The 20,830-nt window shown below is 71.5% G+C and carries 16 protein-coding genes; 13 read left to right on the forward strand and 3 right to left on the reverse strand.

What is annotated here, in order from left to right:
- Window positions 1-73 precede the first annotated feature (73 nt).
- Window positions 74-3,118, forward strand: a complete 3,045-nt coding sequence (gene uvrA, locus B079_RS0110395) for an excinuclease ABC subunit UvrA (protein WP_018545736.1) — start codon at window positions 74-76, stop codon at window positions 3,116-3,118.
- Window positions 3,119-3,225: 107 nt separating this feature from the next.
- On the opposite strand, the gene B079_RS0110400 is transcribed toward uvrA, so the two are convergent.
- Both B079_RS0110400 and B079_RS0110405 read right to left on the reverse strand, forming a co-directional pair.
- The gene (locus B079_RS0110400) at window positions 3,226-4,137 is read right to left on the reverse strand and encodes a carbohydrate kinase family protein (protein WP_018545737.1); all 912 of its coding nucleotides are present in this window, start codon (window positions 4,135-4,137) and stop codon (window positions 3,226-3,228) included.
- Window positions 4,134-5,297, reverse strand: coding sequence for a LacI family DNA-binding transcriptional regulator (locus B079_RS0110405; protein WP_018545738.1), 1,164 nt, complete (start codon window positions 5,295-5,297; stop codon window positions 4,134-4,136). The genes B079_RS0110400 and B079_RS0110405 overlap by 4 nt, the downstream gene beginning before the upstream one ends.
- Window positions 5,298-5,612: 315 nt before the next feature.
- On the opposite strand from B079_RS0110405, the gene B079_RS0110410 reads away from it, so the two are divergent.
- Entirely contained in the window at window positions 5,613-6,035 is a 423-nt protein-coding gene (locus tag B079_RS0110410) for a Rieske (2Fe-2S) protein (protein ID WP_026248551.1), read from the forward strand.
- 24 nt (window positions 6,036-6,059) lie between these two features.
- Here B079_RS0110410 and B079_RS0110415 read toward each other — a convergent pair whose 3' ends face one another.
- Complete coding sequence (locus tag B079_RS0110415) at window positions 6,060-7,070, reverse strand: hypothetical protein (protein ID WP_018545740.1); 1,011 nt, start codon at window positions 7,068-7,070, stop codon at window positions 6,060-6,062.
- Window positions 7,071-7,457: 387 nt separating this feature from the next.
- Between B079_RS0110415 and uvrC the strand changes: the two genes are divergently transcribed.
- The 11 genes from uvrC to B079_RS0110470 all read left to right on the forward strand — a co-directional run bounded on the left by uvrC (window position 7,458) and on the right by B079_RS0110470 (window position 20,792).
- A complete protein-coding gene (uvrC, locus tag B079_RS0110420; protein ID WP_018545741.1) occupies window positions 7,458-9,626 on the forward strand; it encodes an excinuclease ABC subunit UvrC in 2,169 nt (722 codons plus the stop codon).
- A complete protein-coding gene (gene rapZ / locus B079_RS0110425) occupies window positions 9,623-10,621 on the forward strand; it encodes an RNase adapter RapZ (protein ID WP_018545742.1) in 999 nt (332 codons plus the stop codon). Before uvrC ends, rapZ begins: the two co-directional genes overlap by 4 nt.
- Window positions 10,618-11,709 carry a gluconeogenesis factor YvcK family protein gene (locus B079_RS0110430; RefSeq protein WP_018545743.1) on the forward strand — a complete coding sequence of 364 codons (1,092 nt, stop codon included), beginning with the start codon at window positions 10,618-10,620 and terminating at the stop codon, window positions 11,707-11,709. The genes rapZ and B079_RS0110430 overlap by 4 nt, the downstream gene beginning before the upstream one ends.
- Window positions 11,700-12,689, forward strand: coding sequence for a DNA-binding protein WhiA (whiA, locus tag B079_RS0110435; protein WP_018545744.1), 990 nt, complete (start codon window positions 11,700-11,702; stop codon window positions 12,687-12,689). The genes B079_RS0110430 and whiA overlap by 10 nt, the downstream gene beginning before the upstream one ends.
- Window positions 12,690-12,881: 192 nt before the next feature.
- Window positions 12,882-15,848 (forward strand): M14 family metallopeptidase, encoded by a 2,967-nt coding sequence (locus B079_RS0110440; RefSeq protein ID WP_026248552.1) that lies wholly within the window; start codon window positions 12,882-12,884, stop codon window positions 15,846-15,848.
- 321 nt (window positions 15,849-16,169) lie between these two features.
- Window positions 16,170-17,180: a type I glyceraldehyde-3-phosphate dehydrogenase gene (gene gap, locus B079_RS0110445; protein ID WP_018545746.1), complete on the forward strand. Its 1,011-nt coding sequence runs from the start codon at window positions 16,170-16,172 to the stop codon at window positions 17,178-17,180.
- Window positions 17,181-17,315: 135 nt separating this feature from the next.
- Entirely contained in the window at window positions 17,316-18,527 is a 1,212-nt protein-coding gene (locus tag B079_RS0110450; protein WP_018545747.1) for a phosphoglycerate kinase, read from the forward strand.
- Between the two features lie 41 nt (window positions 18,528-18,568).
- Window positions 18,569-19,324 (forward strand): triose-phosphate isomerase, encoded by a 756-nt coding sequence (gene tpiA / locus B079_RS0110455; RefSeq protein WP_026248553.1) that lies wholly within the window; start codon window positions 18,569-18,571, stop codon window positions 19,322-19,324.
- Window positions 19,325-19,455: 131 nt separating this feature from the next.
- The gene (gene secG / locus B079_RS0110460; protein ID WP_078495896.1) at window positions 19,456-19,692 is read left to right on the forward strand and encodes a preprotein translocase subunit SecG; all 237 of its coding nucleotides are present in this window, start codon (window positions 19,456-19,458) and stop codon (window positions 19,690-19,692) included.
- A 216-nt stretch (window positions 19,693-19,908) separates the two neighbouring features.
- Window positions 19,909-20,244, forward strand: a complete 336-nt coding sequence (locus B079_RS0110465; RefSeq protein ID WP_003957010.1) for an RNA polymerase-binding protein RbpA — start codon at window positions 19,909-19,911, stop codon at window positions 20,242-20,244.
- A gap of 302 nt (window positions 20,245-20,546) precedes the next feature.
- A complete protein-coding gene (locus B079_RS0110470) occupies window positions 20,547-20,792 on the forward strand; it encodes a hypothetical protein (RefSeq protein ID WP_018545750.1) in 246 nt (81 codons plus the stop codon).
- Window positions 20,793-20,830 lie beyond the last annotated feature (38 nt).

The following is a 20,830-nucleotide window of genomic DNA, read 5'->3' on the forward strand; positions in this document are numbered from 1 at the left end:
GTGGCTCCCCCTAGCCTGGAAGAGCACGGGGGCCCCGCCCCTGTCACTTCTCTCAAGAAAGGTGCGGACCGGCGTGGCCGACCGTCTCATCGTCCGTGGCGCGCGCGAGCACAACCTCAAGAATGTCTCGCTCGACCTGCCGCGTGACGCGCTCATCGTTTTCACCGGCCTGTCCGGCTCGGGCAAGTCCTCCCTGGCCTTCGACACGATCTTCGCCGAGGGCCAGCGTCGCTACGTGGAGTCGCTCTCCTCGTACGCCCGGCAGTTCCTCGGCCAGATGGACAAGCCCGACGTCGACTTCATCGAGGGCCTGTCCCCGGCGGTCTCCATCGACCAGAAGTCGACCTCCCGCAACCCCCGCTCCACGGTCGGCACCATCACCGAGGTCTACGACTACCTGCGCCTGCTCTTCGCACGCGTGGGCAAGCCGCACTGCCCCGAGTGCGGGCGCCCGATCGCGCGCCAGTCGCCGCAGGCCATCGTGGACAAGGTCCTGGAGCTGCCCGAGGGCAGCCGCTTCCAGGTCCTCTCCCCGCTGGTGCGCGAGCGCAAGGGCGAGTTCGTGGACCTCTTCGCCGAGCTACAGACCAAGGGCTACTCCCGCGCGCGGGTCGACGGCGAGACCATCCAGCTCTCCGAGCCGCCGACCCTGAAGAAGCAGGAGAAGCACACCATCGAGGTGGTCGTCGACCGCCTCACGGTGAAGGACTCCGCCAAGCGCCGCCTCACCGACTCCGTCGAGACCGCCCTCGGCCTGTCCGGCGGCATGGTCGTGCTCGACTTCGTCGACCTCCCCGAGGACGACCCCGAGCGCGAGCGCATGTACTCCGAGCATCTGTACTGCGCGTACGACGACCTCTCCTTCGAGGAGCTGGAGCCCCGCTCCTTCTCCTTCAACTCGCCGTTCGGCGCCTGCCCTGAGTGCACCGGCATCGGCACCCGCATGGAGGTCGACCCGGAGCTGATCGTCCCGGACGAGGAGAAGTCCCTCGACGAGGGCGCGATCCACCCCTGGTCGCACGGCCACACCAAGGACTACTTCGGCCGCCTGGTCGGCGCCCTCGCCGACGCGCTCGGCTTCCGCACCGACATCCCGTTCGCCGGGCTGCCGCAGCGCGCGAAGAAGGCCCTGCTGTACGGCCACAAGACCCAGATCGAGGTGCGCTACCGCAACCGGTACGGCCGCGAGCGGCGCTACACGACGCCCTTCGAGGGCGCCGTGCCCTTCGTGAAGCGGCGGCACAGCGAGGCCGAGAGCGACTCCAGCCGTGAGCGCTTCGAGGGCTACATGCGCGAGGTGCCCTGCCCCTCCTGCCAGGGCACGCGCCTGAAGCCGATCGTCCTCGCCGTCACGATCATGGGGAAGTCGATCGCCGAGGTCTCCGGGATGTCGATCAGCGACTGCGCGGAGTTCCTGGGCGAGCTGAAGCTGAACGCCCGCGACAAGAAGATCGCGGAGCGCGTGCTCAAGGAGGTCAACGAGCGGCTGCGGTTCCTGGTCGACGTCGGCCTGGACTACCTCTCGCTCAACCGCGCGGCGGGCACCCTTTCCGGCGGCGAGGCCCAGCGCATCCGCCTGGCCACCCAGATCGGCTCCGGCCTGGTCGGCGTGCTCTACGTCCTGGACGAGCCGTCCATCGGTCTGCACCAGCGGGACAACCACCGGCTGATCGAGACCCTGGTCCGGCTGCGCGACATGGGCAACACGCTCATCGTGGTCGAGCACGACGAGGACACCATCAAGGTCGCCGACTGGATCGTGGACATCGGCCCCGGCGCCGGTGAGCACGGCGGCAAGGTCGTGCACAGCGGTGACCTCAAGGAGCTGCTGGCCAACACCGAGTCGCAGACCGGGCAGTACCTCTCGGGCCGCAAGGCCATCCCGGTCCCGGACGTGCGCCGCCCGCTCGACCCGAGCCGTCAGCTCGTCGTGCGCGGTGCCCGCGAGAACAACCTGCGGGACATCGACGTGGCCTTCCCGCTGGGCGTGTTCACGGCCGTCACGGGCGTGTCGGGCTCCGGCAAGTCCACGCTGGTCAACGACATCCTCTACACCCATCTGGCCCGCGAGCTGAACGGCGCGCGCAACGTCCCCGGACGGCACACGCGCGTGGACGGCGACGACCTGGTGGACAAGGTCGTACACGTCGACCAGTCGCCCATCGGCCGTACCCCCCGGTCCAACCCGGCGACCTACACCGGCGTCTTCGACCACGTCCGCAGGCTCTTCGCGGAGACCACCGAGGCGAAGGTCCGGGGCTATATGCCCGGCCGCTTCTCCTTCAACGTCAAGGGCGGTCGCTGCGAGAACTGCGCGGGCGACGGCACGATCAAGATCGAGATGAACTTCCTCCCGGACGTGTACGTCCCGTGCGAGGTCTGCCACGGCGCCCGGTACAACCGGGAGACCCTGGAGGTCCACTACAAGGGCAAGTCCATCGCCGACGTGCTGAACATGCCGATCGAGGAGGCGACCGAGTTCTTCGAGGCCGTCCCCGCGATCTCCCGGCATCTGCGCACCCTGAAGGACGTCGGCCTCGGCTACGTCCGGCTGGGCCAGTCCGCCACCACCCTGTCCGGTGGTGAGGCGCAGCGCGTCAAGCTCGCCAGCGAACTCCAGAAGCGCTCCACCGGCCGCACGGTCTACGTCCTGGACGAGCCGACCACCGGTCTGCACTTCGAGGACATCAGCAAGCTGCTGAAGGTGCTCTCCGGCCTGGTGGACAAGGGCAACTCGGTCATCGTCATCGAGCACAACCTCGATGTCATCAAGACCGCCGACTGGCTCATCGACATGGGTCCTGAGGGCGGCGCCGGAGGCGGCATCGTGGTCGCCGAGGGCACGCCCGAGGAGGTCGCGGCGATCCCGGCCAGCCACACCGGCAAGTTCCTGCGCGAGGTCCTGGGCGCCGACCGGGTCAGCGACGCGGAGCCGGTCAAGGCGCGCGCCACGACGGCCCGCAAGACGGCCAGGACGGCGGCGAAGAAGGCCACGACCGCCAAGACGGCGACGGCCAAGGCCAACAGCACCGCCACCAAGAAGGCCGCCGCGGCCAAGAAGACCACGGCGACGAAGAAGACGGCGGCCACGAAGACGACGCGGGCCCGCAAGGCCTGAACCCCGTCGAGCTGACGGATCGTCATGAAACGGTGGCCCCGGGGAACTTCCCCGGGGGCACCGCTCGTTCCACCCTCAGACACCCGGACCGCATGGCCCGGACCCGATCACCACGCGCCCAGCTCCGCCGCGTACGGCGGCTCCGCACCCGCCCGGGAGCAGGTGAGCGCGGCGGCGCGGGCGGCGAGGCGCAGCAGCCGGTGCCAGCTGTCGGCGCCGAGCCCGGCCAGCGCCCGCGCGGACAGCGCGTCCTGGGCCGAAAGACCGTGCAGCAGGGCCGCGTTCACGGTGTCACCGGCGCCGATGGTGTCCACCACGTCGACCTTCTCGCCGGGCACGGAGTACTCCGCGCCGTCCCGCGTGAAGACGGTCAGGCCGTCACCGCCCCGGGTGAGCACGACGGCCGACGGACCGGCGGCCAGCCAGTCGGCCGGGCTGCCGCCGAGCCACGCCGCGTCCTCCTCGGACAGCTTCAGCAGCGTCACCGAGGGCAGCCAGTCACGGAAGCGGGCCCGGTAGGCGTCCGGGTCCGGGATGAGACCCGCGCGGATGTTGGGGTCGAGCGCGGTGAACAGCCCCTGACCGGCGGCGGTCCGCATCAGCTCGGCGTAGGCGCTCGCCCCCGGCTCCAGGACGAGCGAGCAGGTGCCGAAGGACACCGCGCGGGTACCGGCGGAGAGTTCGGAGGGGGCGGTGAACAGGCGGTCGGCGGTGCCCTCCACGTAGAAGGAGTAGGCGGCCGAGCCGTCGGAGCCGATCGTGGCCACCGCGAGCGTGGTGGGCTCCGGGCCGCGCTGCACCCCGGACACGTCCACGCTCGCCTGCCGCAACCCGTCCAGCAGGGCTTCCCCGAAGGCGTCGTGCGAGGTGCGGGAGGCGAAGGCGGTGGGGGAGCCCAGGCGGCCGAGGGCCACGGCGGTGTTGTACGGGCCGCCGCCGAGCGCGGGCTTGAGGCCGGCCAGGGCGCCGGGGCCCTGCGGTACCAGGTCGATCAGTGCCTCACCGGCGACGACGATCACGAGGTGGTTCCCTTCTCGGACTGCGCGGATGGTTCCGTGGTCTCCCCGGCCGGGCGCGCGTCGGCGCCCTCGGCCCCGCCGCGCACCTCCTCCGGGCATCCGCAGGAGGTGCGGTGGACGAAGGCACAGGGCAGCCGGACCGTCCTGGTCGGCCGGTCCGGCGCGGCCAGGCGGTCGAGCAGCACCCGTACGGCCCGGGCACCCATCTCGCGGCTCGGCTGCGCGATGGCGGTGAGCCGGGGCGAGAAGAGATCGGCCCAGGCGAAGTCGTCGAAGGAGCACAGGGCGATGTCGTCCGGCACGCTCAGCCCCCGCTCGCGCAAGGCGCGCAGAGTGCCGATGGTCATCGCGTTGTTGGCGGTGACGAGGGCCGTGGGCGCGGCAGGTCTGGAGAGCAGATCGGCGGTCGCGCGCTCGGCGGCGGCCGACTCGGAGCTGCCGGACACGACCAGGTCGGCGTCGTAGGGGAGCCCGGCGGCGGCCAGGCCCCGGCGGTAGCCGGTGATCCGCTCGCTGGTGGTGCTGAGGCCGGGCAGCCCGGCGATCAGACCGATGCGCCGGTGACCGAGACCGGCGAGGTGGGTGACCAGCCGGGCCATCGGCTCGCTGTTCTCGGCACAGACCTGATCGAAACCGGCCGCCCGTGACGCGAGTTGATCACTGCGGTCGGGTCCGGCGGCTCCGTCGACGTCACCGCTGTCATCGCCGTCCGGTGTGATCACCCGGTCCAGGAACACCGTCGGTACGGCCTGGCGGCGCAGGTAGGTCACCAGCTCGTCCGGCCGGGCCGAGGGGGCGACGATCATGCCGTCCACGCGGCGCTCGTGCAGCAATTGCACGACCTTCAGCTCGTGTTCGGGGTCGTCGTGCGGGTCGGCGATGAGGAGGCTGTAGCCCTCGGCGAGGGCGGCGGCCTCGACGCCCTGAAGGATCTCGGTGAAGTACGGATTGCTGATCGCGGACACCGCTAGCCCGATGGAACGGGTGCGGGAGGTGACCAGCGAGCGTGCGAGGGTGTTCGGGGTGTAGCCGAGGGCGTCCACCGCGTCCAGGACGGCCTGGCGGGTGTGGGGCAGGACCGGGCGCGTGTCGTTGAGCACGTGGGACACGGTCGCCACGGAGACTCCGGCACGCCGGGCGACGTCGGCCATGGTGGGCATCGCGGTTCCCTCCCCGGGGTGTCCGCCGGGGGCACGGGTGAGCCCTCCTGGCTGAGGACGGACCGTCGGTGGCCCGTACCCGTGGCGAACGCCCGGCCTGTCGTGCCAAGAGTTCTCCGGGCGGGAAGGTATCCCATCCACCACCCACCCGTAAACGCTTGCGCAAGCGCTTGCGACCGGAAGACGCGGCCACCTGTGCCTCCCCGTGCCGCCAGGGCCCCGTGCCCCCGGGTCACTCGGGCCGCCCCGCCCCCACCCCGTCCGCTCTGCCCGGGTATCGTCGGGCTGCACACCGTCTGACCTGTGGAGAGTCTGATGTCGGCCCAGTCGTTCGCGAGCCGTCGTACCGTCCTTCGAGGGGCTGCCGTGGTCCCGGTCGCCGGGCTCGGCCTGGCTGCCTGCGCGGCGCCGGGGGGCTCTCCCGAGCCGACGCCGACCGGGTCCGTCGACCTCGGCGCGGAGAGCGAGGTGGCCAAGGGCGGGGCCAGGCTCTACCGGGACCACAACGTGGTCGTCAGCAGGGGTGCCGACGGCGGACTGAAGGCGTACAGCACGATCTGCACGCACGCGGGCTGCGCGATCAACAAGCTCCAGGGCACCACCCTGACCTGCCCCTGCCACGGCAGCGAGTTCGACGCCGCGAGCGGCAAGGTGCTCGCGGCCCCGGCCACCGAGCCGCTGAACGAACTGTCCGTGAAGGTCGCGGACGGCAGGATCGTGGCGGGCCCGAAGTCCTGACCCCGGCCGCCGGACCGGACCCGGCTAAGCCACCGCCGCTCCCTCCGGCGAACCTTCCGCCGGACCCTCGGCCTGGCCGTCCCACTCCCAGGCGATCCCCACCATCCCCGGCCGCACCCGGGGCTCGACCACGTGGACGCTGCGGTACGGATGCGTCACCGGCAGTTCGACCCGGCCGCCGCGCGGGGCCGCCGGGGAGACCTGGCTGAAGCGGTGGCAGCGGACCGGCAGCGCGGGGCTGTCGAAGCGGACCTGGAGCGCGTACTGCCCACCCAGCGCGCCGAAGCGGTGCACGTACTCGTGCGAGACCCCGCCCGTGCCGTCGGCCACGCCGTAGCGGAACAGGAAGGTGTCGCCCCGGCGCAGCCGGGTGCCGAAGAGCAGCTCCGCCGCCAGGACCCCCGTGTCCCGGTCGAACAGGACGCGCCCGGTGCGGCAGTTCTCCAGCGCGCGGACGGCCATGGCGCGCGGGTCGCAGCCGGGGTCGCCCTGGTGGACGGCGACGAAGCGGTCCACGCCGTCGCGGTGGGCGCGCACGATGTGCTCGGACTCGCGGGCCGCCAGCTCGCGCCGGGTGCCGATCCGGACGCGTTCATGGTGGCCGAGGACGTGCAGACCGCCGTCGGAGATCCAGCCCAGCTCGGCCTGGAGGCGGCGCAGCACCCCGGAGGTCTCCAGCAGGGAGCGGTAGGAGCGGGTCGCCGGGCGCCCGTGCACGGGGCGGTCACCGGACTCGGCGAGCAGCCGGATCAGGGACTCCTCCGGCAGCCGCAGAATCTCCTCCAGCGCGCGTACGGCCCGCAGCGACTCGGGGCGCTGCGGTCGGCGCGCCCCCTGCTGCCAGTAACTCAGGCTGGTCAGGCCCACCTTGACCCCGTGGCGGGTCAGATGGTGCTGCACACGCTGGAGCGGCAGCCCGCGCGCGGCTATGGCGGCGCGCAGCGCCACGTGGAAGGGACCGCCCCGCAGGACCGAGTCCAGCTCGGGCACGTCCGGGGGAGCGGCGGCGTCCGTGTGCTCTGTGACATGCCACATGCACAGAAGCCTTTCTGTGAGGTGTCACCTCGGCTGGTCAGACCGAGGCGCGGGGTTCTGCTTGCCACCCCGTGGGGCACCGGGGCGCGTCGGCACGCGGGCACGCCGTGCGCGTGCGCCGTGCGGGCGCCGCCCCGAGTTCCCCCGCATTGAAGCGTGTTGACTTGGACCCGACAACACCTCGGACAGTGCGGTGGCCCACACGCCACCCCTGTACGACGCCCCGCACAGGGCCCGTGGCAGCCCCCGGGAGCGGCCTTCCGCAACGCTCCCGTCACCCCGCCGTCACCCCGCGCCCACCCGCCGGCCGCACCGGTGCGCCGTACGGGTGCCGGCGTTGTCCACAGGCCCGACGCGGTGTCGGTCCTCGCCAGTAGGGTGTGAGACATGGCCGATCCCTCCAGCTACCGCCCCAGGCCGGGAGACATCCCGGACTCCCCGGGGGTGTACCGATTCCGCGACGAGCACCGCCGGGTGATCTACGTCGGAAAGGCCAAAAGCCTGCGCCAGCGCCTGGCCAACTACTTCCAGGACCTGGCGAACCTGCACCCCCGCACCCGGTCGATGGTCACCACCGCCGCGTCCGTGGAGTGGACCGTGGTGTCCACGGAGGTCGAGGCACTGCAGCTGGAGTACTCCTGGATCAAGGAGTACGACCCCCGGTTCAACGTCAAGTACCGCGACGACAAGAGCTACCCGTACCTCGCGGTGACCATGAACGAGGAGTTCCCGCGCGTCCAGGTGATGCGCGGTCACAAGAGGAAGGGCGTGCGCTACTTCGGGCCGTACGGCCACGCGTGGGCCATCCGCGACACCGTCGACCTGCTGCTGCGCGTCTTCCCGGTGCGCACCTGCTCGGCCGGGGTCTTCAAGAACGCCGCCCGCACCGGCCGCCCCTGCCTCCTCGGGTACATCGGCAAGTGCTCGGCCCCCTGCGTCGGCCGGATCTCGCCGGAGGACCACTACGAGCTGGCCGAGGAGTTCTGCGACTTCATGGCGGGCCGCACCGGCACCTATCTGCGCCGCCTGGAGAAGCAGATGGCCGAGGCGGCCGACGAGATGGAGTACGAGCGGGCCGCCCGCCTGCGCGACGACATCGGCGCCCTGAAGAAGGCCATGGAGAAGAACGCGGTCGTGCTCGCCGACGCGACCGACGCCGACCTCATCGCCGTCGCCGAGGACGAGCTGGAGGCCGCCGTCCAGATCTTCCACGTGCGCGGCGGCCGGGTGCGCGGCCAGCGCGGCTGGGTCACCGACAAGGTCGAGGAGATCACCACCGCCGCCCTCGTCGAACACGCCCTCCAGCAGCTCTACGGCGAGGAGCGCGGGGACGCGGTGCCCAAGGAGGTGCTGGTCCCGGCGCTGCCCGACCCGGTGGAGCCGGTCCAGGAGTGGCTGACCGGCAGGCGCGGGGCGAACGTGTCGCTGCGCATCCCGCAGCGCGGCGACAAGAAGGCGCTCATGGAGACCGTGCAGCGCAACGCCCAGCAGGCCCTCGCCCTGCACAAGACCAAGCGCGCCTCCGACCTGACCACCCGCTCGCGCGCCCTGGAGGAGATCGCCGACGCCCTCGCCCTGGACAGCGCCCCGCTGCGCATCGAGTGCTACGACATCTCCCACCTCCAGGGCGACGACGTGGTCGCCTCCATGGTCGTCTTCGAGGACGGCCTCCAGCGCAAGAACGAGTACCGCCGCTTCCAGATCAAGGGCTTCGCGGGACAGGACGACGTCCGCTCCATGCACGAGGTGATCACCCGCCGCTTCCGGCGCTACCTCGCGGAGAAGGAGCGGTCCGGGGAGTGGACGGCGGGGGAGGACACCCCGGCGGACGGCGCGGTCCCGCTCACGGACGGCACGCCCCGCACCGACGGCGCCCCGCACCCTCTGCCCGTCGGCGCCGACGACGCCCCGCTCCCCGGCCCCGGCCAGGACGGCGACCTCTTCGCCGACCCGCTCAAGGACGACGACGGCCGCCCCCGGAAGTTCGCCTACCCGCCCCAGCTCGTCGTGGTCGACGGCGGCCAGCCGCAGGTCGCGGCGGCCCGGCGGGCGCTGGACGAGCTGGGGATCGACGACATCGCCGTGTGCGGCCTCGCCAAGCGCCTGGAGGAGGTCTGGGTGCCCGGCGAGGACGACCCGGTGGTGCTGCCCCGCAGCAGCGAGGGCCTGTATCTGCTCCAGCGCGTGCGCGACGAGGCCCACCGCTTCGCCATCACCTACCAGCGCGCCAAGCGGGCCAAGCGGCTGCGCTCCGGCCCGCTGGACGAGGTGCCGGGGCTCGGCGACACCCGCAAACAGGCCCTCCTCAAGCACTTCGGCTCGGTCAAGCGGCTGCGCGCCGCCACGATCGAGCAGATCCAGGAAGTACCCGGCATAGGCCGGAAGACGGCCGAGACGATCGCCGCGGCACTCGCCCGCGCCGTCCCGGCCGGACCCGCCGTGAACACGGCGACCGGAGAGATCATCGATGACGAGGAACCCGGCACGACACCGGATTCCCCCGGAGAGCCCGTGAGCGCGGGTCTCCCGGACGACCGACGGGGGCAGGAGAGATGACCGAGCGCGACACAGGACCCGAGCGCGACGAACGTACGCAGGGGAAGGCGGGCGAGGCACGGCCACGGGAAGCGGCCGGGGAGAACGGAGCACAGGTGAGTACGGACGGTAAGGCGAACGGCGCCCAGGAAGCGGCCATCCCCGAGCTGGTGATCATCTCCGGGATGTCCGGGGCGGGCCGGTCCACCGCGGCCAAGTGCCTGGAGGACCTCGGCTGGTTCGTCGTGGACAACCTGCCGCCCGCCCTGATCCCCACCATGGTGGAGCTGGGCGCCCGCTCCCAGGGCAACGTGGCCCGGATCGCCGTCGTCGTCGACGTGCGGGGCCGCCGCTTCTTCGACAACCTCCGCGAGTCCCTGGCCGACCTCGACAGCCGGGGCGTCACCCGGCGGATCGTCTTCCTGGAGTCCTCCGACGAGGCCCTGGTGCGCCGCTTCGAGTCGGTGCGCCGCCCGCACCCCCTCCAGGGCGACGGCCGGATCGTGGACGGCATCGCCGCCGAGCGCGAGCTGCTGCGCGAGCTGCGCGGCGACGCCGACCTGGTGATAGACACCTCCAGCCTCAACGTGCACGAACTGCGCGCCAAGATGGACGCCCAGTTCGCCGGTGAGGAGGAGCCGGAGCTGCGGGCCACGGTGATGTCCTTCGGCTTCAAGTACGGGCTGCCGGTCGACGCCGACCTCGTCGCCGACATGCGCTTCCTGCCCAACCCGCACTGGGTGCCGGAGCTGCGCCCCTTCACGGGGGTCAACGAGGAGGTCGCCTCCTACGTCTTCAACCAGCCCGGCGCCAAGGAGTTCCTCGACCGCTACGCCGAGCTGCTGCGCCTGATCGCGGCCGGGTATCGGCGCGAGGGCAAGCGGTATGTGACCATCGCCATCGGCTGTACCGGCGGCAAGCACCGCTCGGTCGCGATGTCGGAGAAGCTTGCCGCGCGCCTGGCGGCAGAGGGCGTGGAGACGGTGGTCGTACACCGGGACATGGGACGGGAATGACAGAACGTACACGGCGGCTCGCCGGCCTGCGCCGGGTGGTGCCGGAGGGGCGCGCCGGCCGCGCCATGGCGGAGGCCCGCGCGGGCCGCGCCGAAGCGCGTGGCGGCCGGCCGCGCAGGCGGGGGGCGCAGCCCAAGGTGGTCGCCCTCGGCGGCGGCATGGGCCTGTCCGCCTCGCTCGCCGCGCTGCGCCGGATCACCGGCGACCTCACCGCCGTGGTCACGGTGGCCGACGACGGCGGCTCCAGCGGCCGGCTGCGCGACGAACTGGGGGTGCTGCCCCCGGGCGACCTGCGCAAGGCGCTGGCCGCCCTGTGCGGCGACGACGACTGGGGCCAGACCTGGTCCCGGGTCATCCAGCACCGCTTCCACTCCAAGGGCGATCTGCACGACCACGCGGTGGGCAATCTGCTGATCGTCGCGCTGTGGGAGCAGCTGGGCGACCATGTGCAGGCCCTGGACCTGGTCGGCAAGCTGCTCGGCGCGCACGGGCGGGTGCTGCCCATGTCGGCCGTGCCGCTGGAGCTGCAGGCGCTGGTCAAGGGGCACGACCCGGAGCGCCCCGAGGACGTGGACACGGTGCGCGGACAGGCCACCGTCGCCCTTACCCCGGGCGAGGTGCAGTCGGTGCACGTCGTGCCGTCGGACCCGCCCGCCGTGCCCGAGGCCGTCGAGGCCGTCCTGGACGCGGACTGGGTGGTGCTCGGTCCGGGGTCCTGGTTCTCCTCGGTCATCCCGCATCTGCTGGTCCCCCAACTGCTCGACGCCCTCACCGACACCAAGGCGCGCAAGGTGCTCTCGCTGAACCTGGCGCCGCAGCCGGGCGAAACCGAGGGGTTCTCCCCGCAGCGTCATTTGGAGGTTTTGGGGCGACACGCCCCTAAACTCGCCCTGGACGTGGTGCTGGCCGACGAGGCGGCCGTGCCCGACCGCGATTCGCTCACCGAGGCCGCCAAGCGGCTGGGAGCCGCGGTCGAGCTGGCGCCGGTGGCCCGGACCGACGGAACTCCCCGGCACGATCCGGAGCTGCTGGCCGCCGCGTACGACCGTATTTTTCGGATGCATGGAAGGATCGGCCCATGGCGATGACGGCAGCGGTGAAGGACGAGATCTCCCGGCTCCCCGTCACCCGGACCTGCTGCAGGAAGGCGGAGGTCTCCGCCCTTCTGCGGTTCGCCGGCGGCCTTCACCTGGTGAGCGGGCGCATCGTGATCGAGGCGGAGCTGGACACCGCGATGGCGGCCCGCCGTCTCAAGCGGGACATTCTGGAGATCTTCGGCCACAGCTCCGAACTGATCGTGATGGCGCCCGGCGGTCTGCGCCGGGGCTCGCGCTACGTGGTGCGCGTGGTCGCCGGGGGCGACCAGCTGGCCCGGCAGACGGGCCTGGTGGACGGCCGGGGCCGCCCGATCCGCGGCCTGCCGCCGCAGGTCGTCTCCGGGGCCACCTGTGACGCCGAGGCGGCCTGGCGCGGCGCGTTCCTCGCGCACGGCTCGCTCACCGAGCCCGGCCGGTCCTCCTCCCTGGAGGTGACCTGCCCGGGGCCCGAGGCCGCGCTCGCGCTGGTCGGCGCCGCCCGCAGACTGTCCATCGCCGCCAAGGCCCGCGAGGTGCGCGGGGTGGACCGGGTCGTCGTCCGCGACGGCGACGCGATCGGCGCCCTGCTCACCCGGCTCGGCGCGCACGAGTCGGTGCTGGCCTGGGAGGAGCGGCGGATGCGCCGCGAGGTGCGGGCCACCGCCAACCGGCTCGCCAACTTCGACGACGCCAACCTGCGCCGCTCGGCCCGCGCCGCCGTGGCCGCCGGGGCCCGGGTGCAGCGGGCGCTGGAGATCCTGGCGGACGAGGTGCCCGAGCACCTGGCCGCCGCCGGTCGGCTGCGCATGGAGCACAAGCAGGCGTCCCTGGAGGAGCTGGGCGCGCTCGCGGACCCGCCGCTGACCAAGGACGCGGTCGCGGGCCGTATCCGCCGCCTCCTCGCGATGGCCGACAAGCGCGCCTCCGACCTGGGCATCCCGGGCACCGAGGCCAACCTCTCCGAGGAGCTGGCGGACAATCTCGTCGGCTGACCCCCTCGGTCTCGTCGGTCTCGTCGGCTGATCCCCTCGGCCGATCCATGGTGTGCAAGCCGGTGCCGGGCGCCCGTTCGGGTGGTCGGCACCGGCTTTCGCGTGTCCGTGAGGCGCCCTTGACGGCCCCCTGGTGTGACATGAGCCTGGCAACCTGGTCCGCGCTGTGGCGGACCACCACGAGGGGGGTTCATGAGACACCCAGTGAGATCGATCCTCGCCGCCGGAGCCCTGCTGGCGGGCACGGCGGCCCTCGGGCCGGTACCGGCCCAGGCCCAGGCCCACGCCGCGAGTCCCGCGAAGACGGACCGCGCCGCCGAGATCAAGGTCTTCCGCGCCGAGGTGACCCGGGCCCAGCTGCCCCTGCTCATCGCCGCGGGCCAGGACGGCCGCGAACTCGACGCCCAGACGGCCGGAGCGGGCCGCAGCACCGTCGAGGTGTACCTCACCGACGGCCAGGCCGAGTGGCTGCGCGCCCAGGGCGTCCGCCTCGCCGAGCGCGAGCTGCCGAAGGCCGCGGGCAAGCGGGTGACCGCCGCCGCACAGGGCGTCTTCCGGCCGTACAGCGGCAGCGGCGGCCTCCGGGAGGAGCTGCTGCGCACCGCGCGCGAACACCCGGACCTCACCAAGGTCGAGTCCATCGGCCGTACCGTCCAGGGCAAGGACATCCTCGCGCTCAAGCTCACCAAGGACGCCAAGCGCGTCGAGGACGGCGCCAGACCCGCCGTGCTGTATCTGTCCAACCAGCACGCGCGCGAGTGGATCACCCCGGAGATGACCCGGCGGCTGATGCACCACTATCTGGACAACTACCGCTCGGACAAGCGGATCAGAAAGATCGTCGACACCACCGAGCTGTGGTTCGTCCTCTCCGCCAACCCCGACGGCTACGACTACACCTTCCAGGGCGACGACACCCGTCTGTGGCGCAAGAACCTGCGCGACCTGAACGGCGACGGCGCGATCGGCGCGGGCGACGGCGTCGACCTCAACCGCAACTTCCCCTACAAGTGGGGCTACGACGACGAGGGTTCGTCCCCCAGCCCCGCCTCCGAGACCTACCGCGGCCCCGCCCCTGGCTCCGAGCCCGAGACCAAGGCGCTGGACTCCTTCGAGAAGCGGATCGGCTTCCGGTACGCCGTCAACTACCACTCCGCCGCCGAACTCCTCCTCTACGGCATCGGCTGGCAGGTCGCCACGCCCAGCCCCGACGACGTCCTCTACAAAGCGCTCGCCGGAACCCCGGACCACTCAGCGATCCCCGGCTACCGCCCGCAGATCTCCTCGGAGCTGTACACCACCAACGGCGAGGCGGACGGCCACGCCGCGAACGTCAACGGCATGGCGATGTTCACCCCCGAGATGTCCACCTGCCAGACGGCCGCCAAGTCCGACCCGGACGACGCCTGGAACCCGGACGACTGCCGGTCGGTGTTCAGCTTCCCCGACGACGAGCGGCTGATCCAGCGGGAGTTCGAGAAGAACGTCCCCTTCGCGCTGTCCGTCGCCGAGACCGTCGCCCACCCCGACCGCCCCGCCTCGGCGACCGGCCTGAGCGCGGCCGACTTCACCCCGGCCGCCTTCACCACCTCGTACGCGCGCGGGAGCGCCCAGGAGGTCTCCGTCACCGCCCGCAAGGCGGTCCGCGACAAGCGGCTCCAGTACCGCGTCAACGGCGGCCGTACGCAGCAGCGGAGCCTGCGCGCCTGGAAGGGCGGCGAACGGTACGGCGGCGCCGACCACCTCTACTTCGACGAGTACCGCGCCGAGGTGCCCGGCGCCAGGCCCGGCGACCGGGTCGAGGTCTGGTTCAGCGGCAAGGGGGCGAACGGCGCGAAGACCACCAGCACCCCCTTCACCTACACCGTCGAGAAGCGCCCCGCCGCCGACACCCTCGTCGTCGCTGAGGAGGGCGCGAAGGCCGCGCGGGCCACGGCCTACACGGACGCGCTGCGGGCGGCCGGACACCACGCCCTGGTGTGGGACACCGCGACCCGGGGCGCCCCGGACGCGCTCGGCGTGCTCGGCCACTTCCGCACGGTGGTGCACTACGCGGGCCCCGGCGGCCCCGGCAACGCCACCCAGCTCCAGCTGCGCGCCTACCTCAACGAGGGCGGGCGGCTGATCGAGGCCGGGGAGACGGCCGGCGGCAGCGTCGACCTCGGCGGCGGCAACCGCTCGAACGACTTCAGCCAGTACTGGCTCGGCGCCTACAGCCGCACCTCCGTCAAGGGCGTCACCGCCCTCACCGGCTCCGGCGCCCTCTCCGGGATCTCCGCGCCCCTCGGCGACGCGCCCGGCGACCCGCTCGACGCGGCCGGGGCCTACGGGGTCACCTCCGACGAACTGCCCGCCGCCGCTTACCCGCAGTTCAAGAGCGCGGGCGCGGGCGCCTTCGCCGGTGCCGCCACTCCGTACGGCCCGTACTCCGGCTCCTTCATGGCCGCCGCCGTCCACACCGACGACGCCTACAAGCGCCTCACCCGCACCGTCGACCTCACCGGTGTCGGTGCCGCCGACAAGCCCGCGCTGAGCACCCGGCTGCTGTGGGACACCGAGCCCGGCTACGACCACGCGATCGTCGAGGTCCACACCGTGGGCGCCGACGACTGGACGACGCTGCCCGAGGCGGGCGGCGCGACCGGCACGGCCGTGCCCGAGGAGTGCGGGGCCGGGTTCCTGATCGGCGAGCACCCCTGGCTGCGCCATTATCTGACGCTCTCCGGCGGCGCCTGCACCGCGACCGGCACCACCGGCGCCTGGCACAGCCTCACCGGCGCCTCGGCGGGCTGGCAGCACACCGAGTTCGACCTGAGCGCGTACGCGGGCCGGAACATCGAGGTGTCGGTCTCCTACGTCACCGACCCCGGCAGCGGCGGCCACGGCGTCCTCGTGGACGACGCCTCGCTCGTCGTCGGCGGCACCGCGCGGGACACCGAGGGCTTCGAGACCTCCCTCGGTCCCTGGCGCGCGGCCGGACCCCCGCCCGGCAGCCCCGGCGTGCTGAAGGACTGGACGCGCACCGGCGCCCTCTTCCGCACCTACGGAGCGGTCACCACCCGCGACACGGTGCTGCTCGGCTTCGGCCTGGACCAGGTGCCCTCGGCGGCCGACCGGACCGCGCTGATGCGCAAGGCGCTGGCCGCGCTCGGCAGATGACGGGAGCCGCCGCTCACAGGTGAGCGAGACCCCCACTCAACGGTGCGCGGGAGCACCTGACATCAGGTGAGCCGACACCCTCACGAACGAGTGAAATACCCGCCCGCGACGGCGGTCAGTCCCTGACAAAAAGGAGTGAAACGACCGCCGTTCCGGGCTGGTCCGTACCCTACTGACGGGTAAGGAAGGCCTGCCCGTGTATGCGCCATCTCGATGTCACCCCGGGGGCTGCGGAGAGGTAGGGTCGGGGGTGGTCGGGGACATCCCAAATACAGCTCGCCGGCACCGCATAAGCCGGCGTACCAACGAGGAGATCGGTTCGTGACGATCCGCGTAGGCATCAACGGCTTCGGCCGCATCGGGCGTAACTACTTCCGCGCACTGCTGGAGCAGGGTGCGGACATCGAGGTTGTGGCTGTCAACGACCTGGGTGACACCGCGACCACGGCGCACCTGCTCAAGTACGACACGATCCTGGGCCGTCTCAAGGCCGAGGTCACGCACACCGCCGACACCATCACGGTCGACGGCCACACCATCAAGGTGCTCTCCGAGCGCAACCCCGCCGACATCCCGTGGGGCGAGCTGGGCGTCGACATCGTCATCGAGTCGACCGGCATCTTCACCAAGCGCGACGACGCCGCCAAGCACCTCGCCGGTGGCGCCAAGAAGGTCCTCATCTCGGCTCCGGCCAAGGACGAGGACATCACCATCGTCATGGGCGTCAACCAGGACAAGTACGACCCGGCGAAGGACCACGTCATCTCCAACGCCTCGTGTACCACCAACTGTGTGGCGCCGATGGCCAAGGTCCTGGACGAGAACTTCGGCATCGTCAGCGGCCTGATGACGACGGTGCACGCGTACACCAACGACCAGCGCATCCTTGACTTCCCGCACAAGGACCTGCGCCGCGCCCGTGCCGCCGCCGAGAACATCATCCCGACCACCACCGGTGCCGCCAAGGCCACCGCGCTGGTCCTGCCGCAGCTCAAGGGCAAGCTCGACGGCATCGCGATGCGCGTCCCGGTCCCGACCGGCTCGGCCACCGACCTGGTCGTGGAGCTGCAGCGCGAGGTCACCAAGGACGAGGTCAACGCCGCGTTCAAGAAGGCCTCCGAGGACGGCTCCCTCAAGGGCTTCCTGACCTACACCGAGGACGAGATCGTCTCCTCCGACATCGTCGGCGACCCGTCCTCCTGCACCTTCGACTCCTCCCTGACCATGGTCCAGGAGGGCAACACGGTGAAGATCCTCGGCTGGTACGACAACGAGTGGGGCTACTCCAACCGCCTCGTGGACCTCACGGTCTTCGTCGGCGAGCAGCTCTGAACGACCCCAGCAGGACCTTGAAGTGAGAGCAGGGCCCGGGCAGCGCACGGCCGCGCTGACCGGGCCCTGTCTCACGCACGGACCACGCCCTCTTACGATCGGGGGCATCACGAGCCCTCCTCAGGAGTCCACTCAATGAAGACGATCGACGAACTTCTCGCCGACGGCGTGAGCGGCAAGCGGGTCTTCGTCCGCGCCGACCTCAACGTGCCGCTGGCCGACGGGACCATCACCGACGACGGCCGCATCCGCGCCGTACTGCCCACCGTCAAGGCCCTCGCGGACGCGGGCGCCAAGGTGGTCGTCGCCTCCCACCTGGGCCGCCCCAAGGGCGCCCCGGACCCGGCCTTCTCGCTGCTGCCCGCCGCCGAGCGCCTCGGTGAACTGCTCGGCGCCCCGGTCGCCTTCGCCCAGGACACCGTCGGCCCCGCCGCCCACGCCGCCGTCGACGGCCTGGAGCCCGGCCAGGTCGCGGTCATCGAGAACCTGCGCTTCAACCCCGGCGAGACCTCCAAGGACGACGCCGAGCGCGCCGAGTTCGCCGACCAGCTCGCCGCCCTCGCGGACGTGTACGTGGGCGACGGCTTCGGCGCCGTGCACCGCAAGCACGCCTCCGTCTACGACCTCCCGGCCCGGCTGCCGCACTACGCCGGTTACCTGATCGCCCGCGAGGTCGGCGTCCTGAAGAAGCTCACCGACGACGTCAAGCGCCCCTACGTCGTCGTCCTCGGCGGCGCCAAGGTCTCCGACAAGCTCGCCGTCATCGACCAGCTCCTCGGCAAGGCCGACCGGCTGCTCATCGGCGGCGGCATGGCCTACACCTTCCTCAAGGCCCAGGGCCACGAGGTCGGCATCTCCCTCCTCCAGGAGGACCAGATCCCGGTCGTCAAGGAGTACATGGAGCGCGCCGAGAAGAACGGCGTGGAGCTGGTGCTCCCCGTCGACGTCCTGGTCTCCCCGGACTTCCCGGACCTGAAGACCAAGGCGCCCTCGCAGTACACCGTGGTCGACGCGGACAAGATCCCCGCCGACCAGGAGGGCCTGGACATCGGCCCGAAGACCCGGGAGCTGTACGCCTCGAAGCTCGCCGACGCCGAGACCGTCTTCTGGAACGGTCCCATGGGCGTCTTCGAGCACCCCGACTACGCCGAGGGCACCAAGGCGGTCGCCCAGGCCCTCGTCGACTCCGACGGCTTCACCGTCGTCGGCGGCGGCGACTCCGCCGCCGCGGTGCGTACCCTCGGTTTCGACGAGAACGCATTCGGCCACATCTCGACCGGTGGCGGCGCCTCCCTCGAATACCTCGAGGGCAAGACGCTCCCCGGTCTCGCCGCACTGGAGGACTGACCTCGATGGCTGTATCCACTTCCGCCGGCCGCACGCCGATCATGGCGGGCAACTGGAAGATGAACCTCAACCACCTGGAGGCCATCGCCCACGTCCAGAAGCTCGCCTTCGCCCTCGCCGACAAGGACTACGACGCGGTCGAGGTGGCCGTCCTGCCGCCCTTCACCGACCTGCGCTCGGTGCAGACCCTGGTCGACGGGGACAAGCTCAAGATCAAGTACGGTGCCCAGGACATCTCCGAGCACGACTCCGGTGCCTACACCGGCGAGATCTCCGGCCCGATGCTGGCCAAGCTCAAGTGCTCCTACGTGCTCGCCGGCCACTCCGAGCGCCGCCAGTACCACCACGAGACCGACGACGTGGTCAACGCCAAGGTCAAGGCCGCCTTCAAGAACGGCCTCACCCCGATCCTGTGCGTCGGCGAGGAGCTGGACGTCCGCGAGGCCGGGAACCACGTCGACCACACCCTCGCCCAGGTCGAGGGCGGTCTCAAGGACGTCCCGGCCGACCAGGCCGAGACCGTCGTGATCGCCTACGAGCCCGTGTGGGCCATCGGCACCGGCAAGGTGTGCGGCTCCGACGACGCCCAGGAGGTCTGCGGCGCGATCCGCGGCAAGCTGGCCGAGCTGTACTCCCAGGACGTGGCCGACAAGATCCGCATCCAGTACGGCGGCTCCGTGAAGGCGGCCAACGTGGCCGAGATCATGGCGAAGCCGGACATCGACGGCGCCCTGGTCGGCGGTGCCTCGCTCGACACGGACGAGTTCGTCAGGATCGTGCGCTTCCGCGACCAGTGACCGGCCGTGATCATCAGCTGTGATCATGGCCGTGAGTAGGCGGTAGCGGCGATACGTCGTACCCTTGCGAGGGGCATGGCCAGGGTGCCGTGCCCCGTCGTCCATCCGAATCCGAGGAAGTTGGTCCAGCCGTGGTTTTGGGGTTCTCGATCGCCCTGATCGTCTTCAGCCTGCTGCTGATGCTGCTGGTGCTGATGCACAAGGGGAAGGGCGGCGGCCTCTCCGACATGTTCGGTGGCGGCATGCAGTCCTCCGTCGGCGGCTCCTCGGTCGCCGAGCGCAACCTCGACCGCATCACCATCGTGATCGGTCTGCTGTGGTTCGCGTGCATCATCGTCCTCGGCATCATGATGAAGTCGAACGCCTGACGCGCACGTCCGCGCCGCACAACTGCATACATCCCGTACGTAAAGCCCCATGTTCGGTACGCGCTCCACGGCGCGGCCTATCATGGGGCTTGCGTCTGGGCGGGGACCGTACCTCCCATCACTGGACGCGCGTTGGGCCTTACGTAGACTAAGGCGCTCGCGGCGAAGCGAAAGGCCGACCTGCTTCGCGGCACCATCACGCAGGGAGTTACGACCGTGGCAAGTGGCAACGCGATCCGAGGAAGCCGGGTCGGGGCGGGGCCGATGGGCGAGGCAGAGCGCGGGGAGTCCGCCCCGCGACTGCGCATCTCCTTCTGGTGCTCCAACGGGCACGAGACCCAGCCGAGCTTCGCCAGCGACGCGCAGGTCCCCGACACCTGGGACTGCCCGCGCTGCGGCTTCCCGGCCGGTCAGGACCGGGACAACCCGCCGGACCCGCCGCGTACCGAGCCCTACAAGACGCACCTGGCCTATGTCCGGGAGCGGCGCAGCGACGCGGACGGCGAGGCGATCCTCGCCGAGGCGCTCGCCAAACTGCGGGGCGAGATCTAGGGCCTGTCGTCAAACTCCCGTCGTCAGCCCGGAGGGCGGGTGAGGCGGCGTCAGGTGCGTGCTCTCGGTGTGCCGGGCGTGGGCCCTCGTACTGGATGTACGTGGGTCTGCGCCCGGTGCGGCGAGTGGGGGCACCCCCTGCTCGCAGAGCCTGGGGGAGCGTGCATGGCGTCGCCCCGCAGACGGGAGTTTGACGACAGGCCCTAGCAGTTCACACCGGCCGGGAGCCCTGGGGCGCCCGGCCGGAGCCGTACCACCCGGCGGTCAGGACCCGTTGTCAGTGGTGCCTCCCGCTGCTCGCGGTGCGGCTGACGGACGGCAGCGCCGCCCCGGTCCTGCTTCCCGCCCTGCTCCGGACGGGCGACCTCGGCTCTTTCAACGCCCGGCTGATGACTGGTCAGCAGATCGCGGTCCTGTGCGCGGTCCTGCTGCGCGGGCTCGGTACGCATGACCGGATGGGTCTCCGCTCGCTGATACCGGCGCGGCGCGCGGACGTACCAGTGGTCACGACGCGGGGGGACACCGCCACCGTCCCTCCCGCCCGCTGATCAACTAGGTTGGTTCCGCCGCCGGGCATGGCACGCGG

Origin of the sequence: Streptomyces sp. LaPpAH-108 (assembly GCF_000373625.1) — a bacterium.
Lineage (GTDB): Bacteria > Actinomycetota > Actinomycetes > Streptomycetales > Streptomycetaceae > Streptomyces.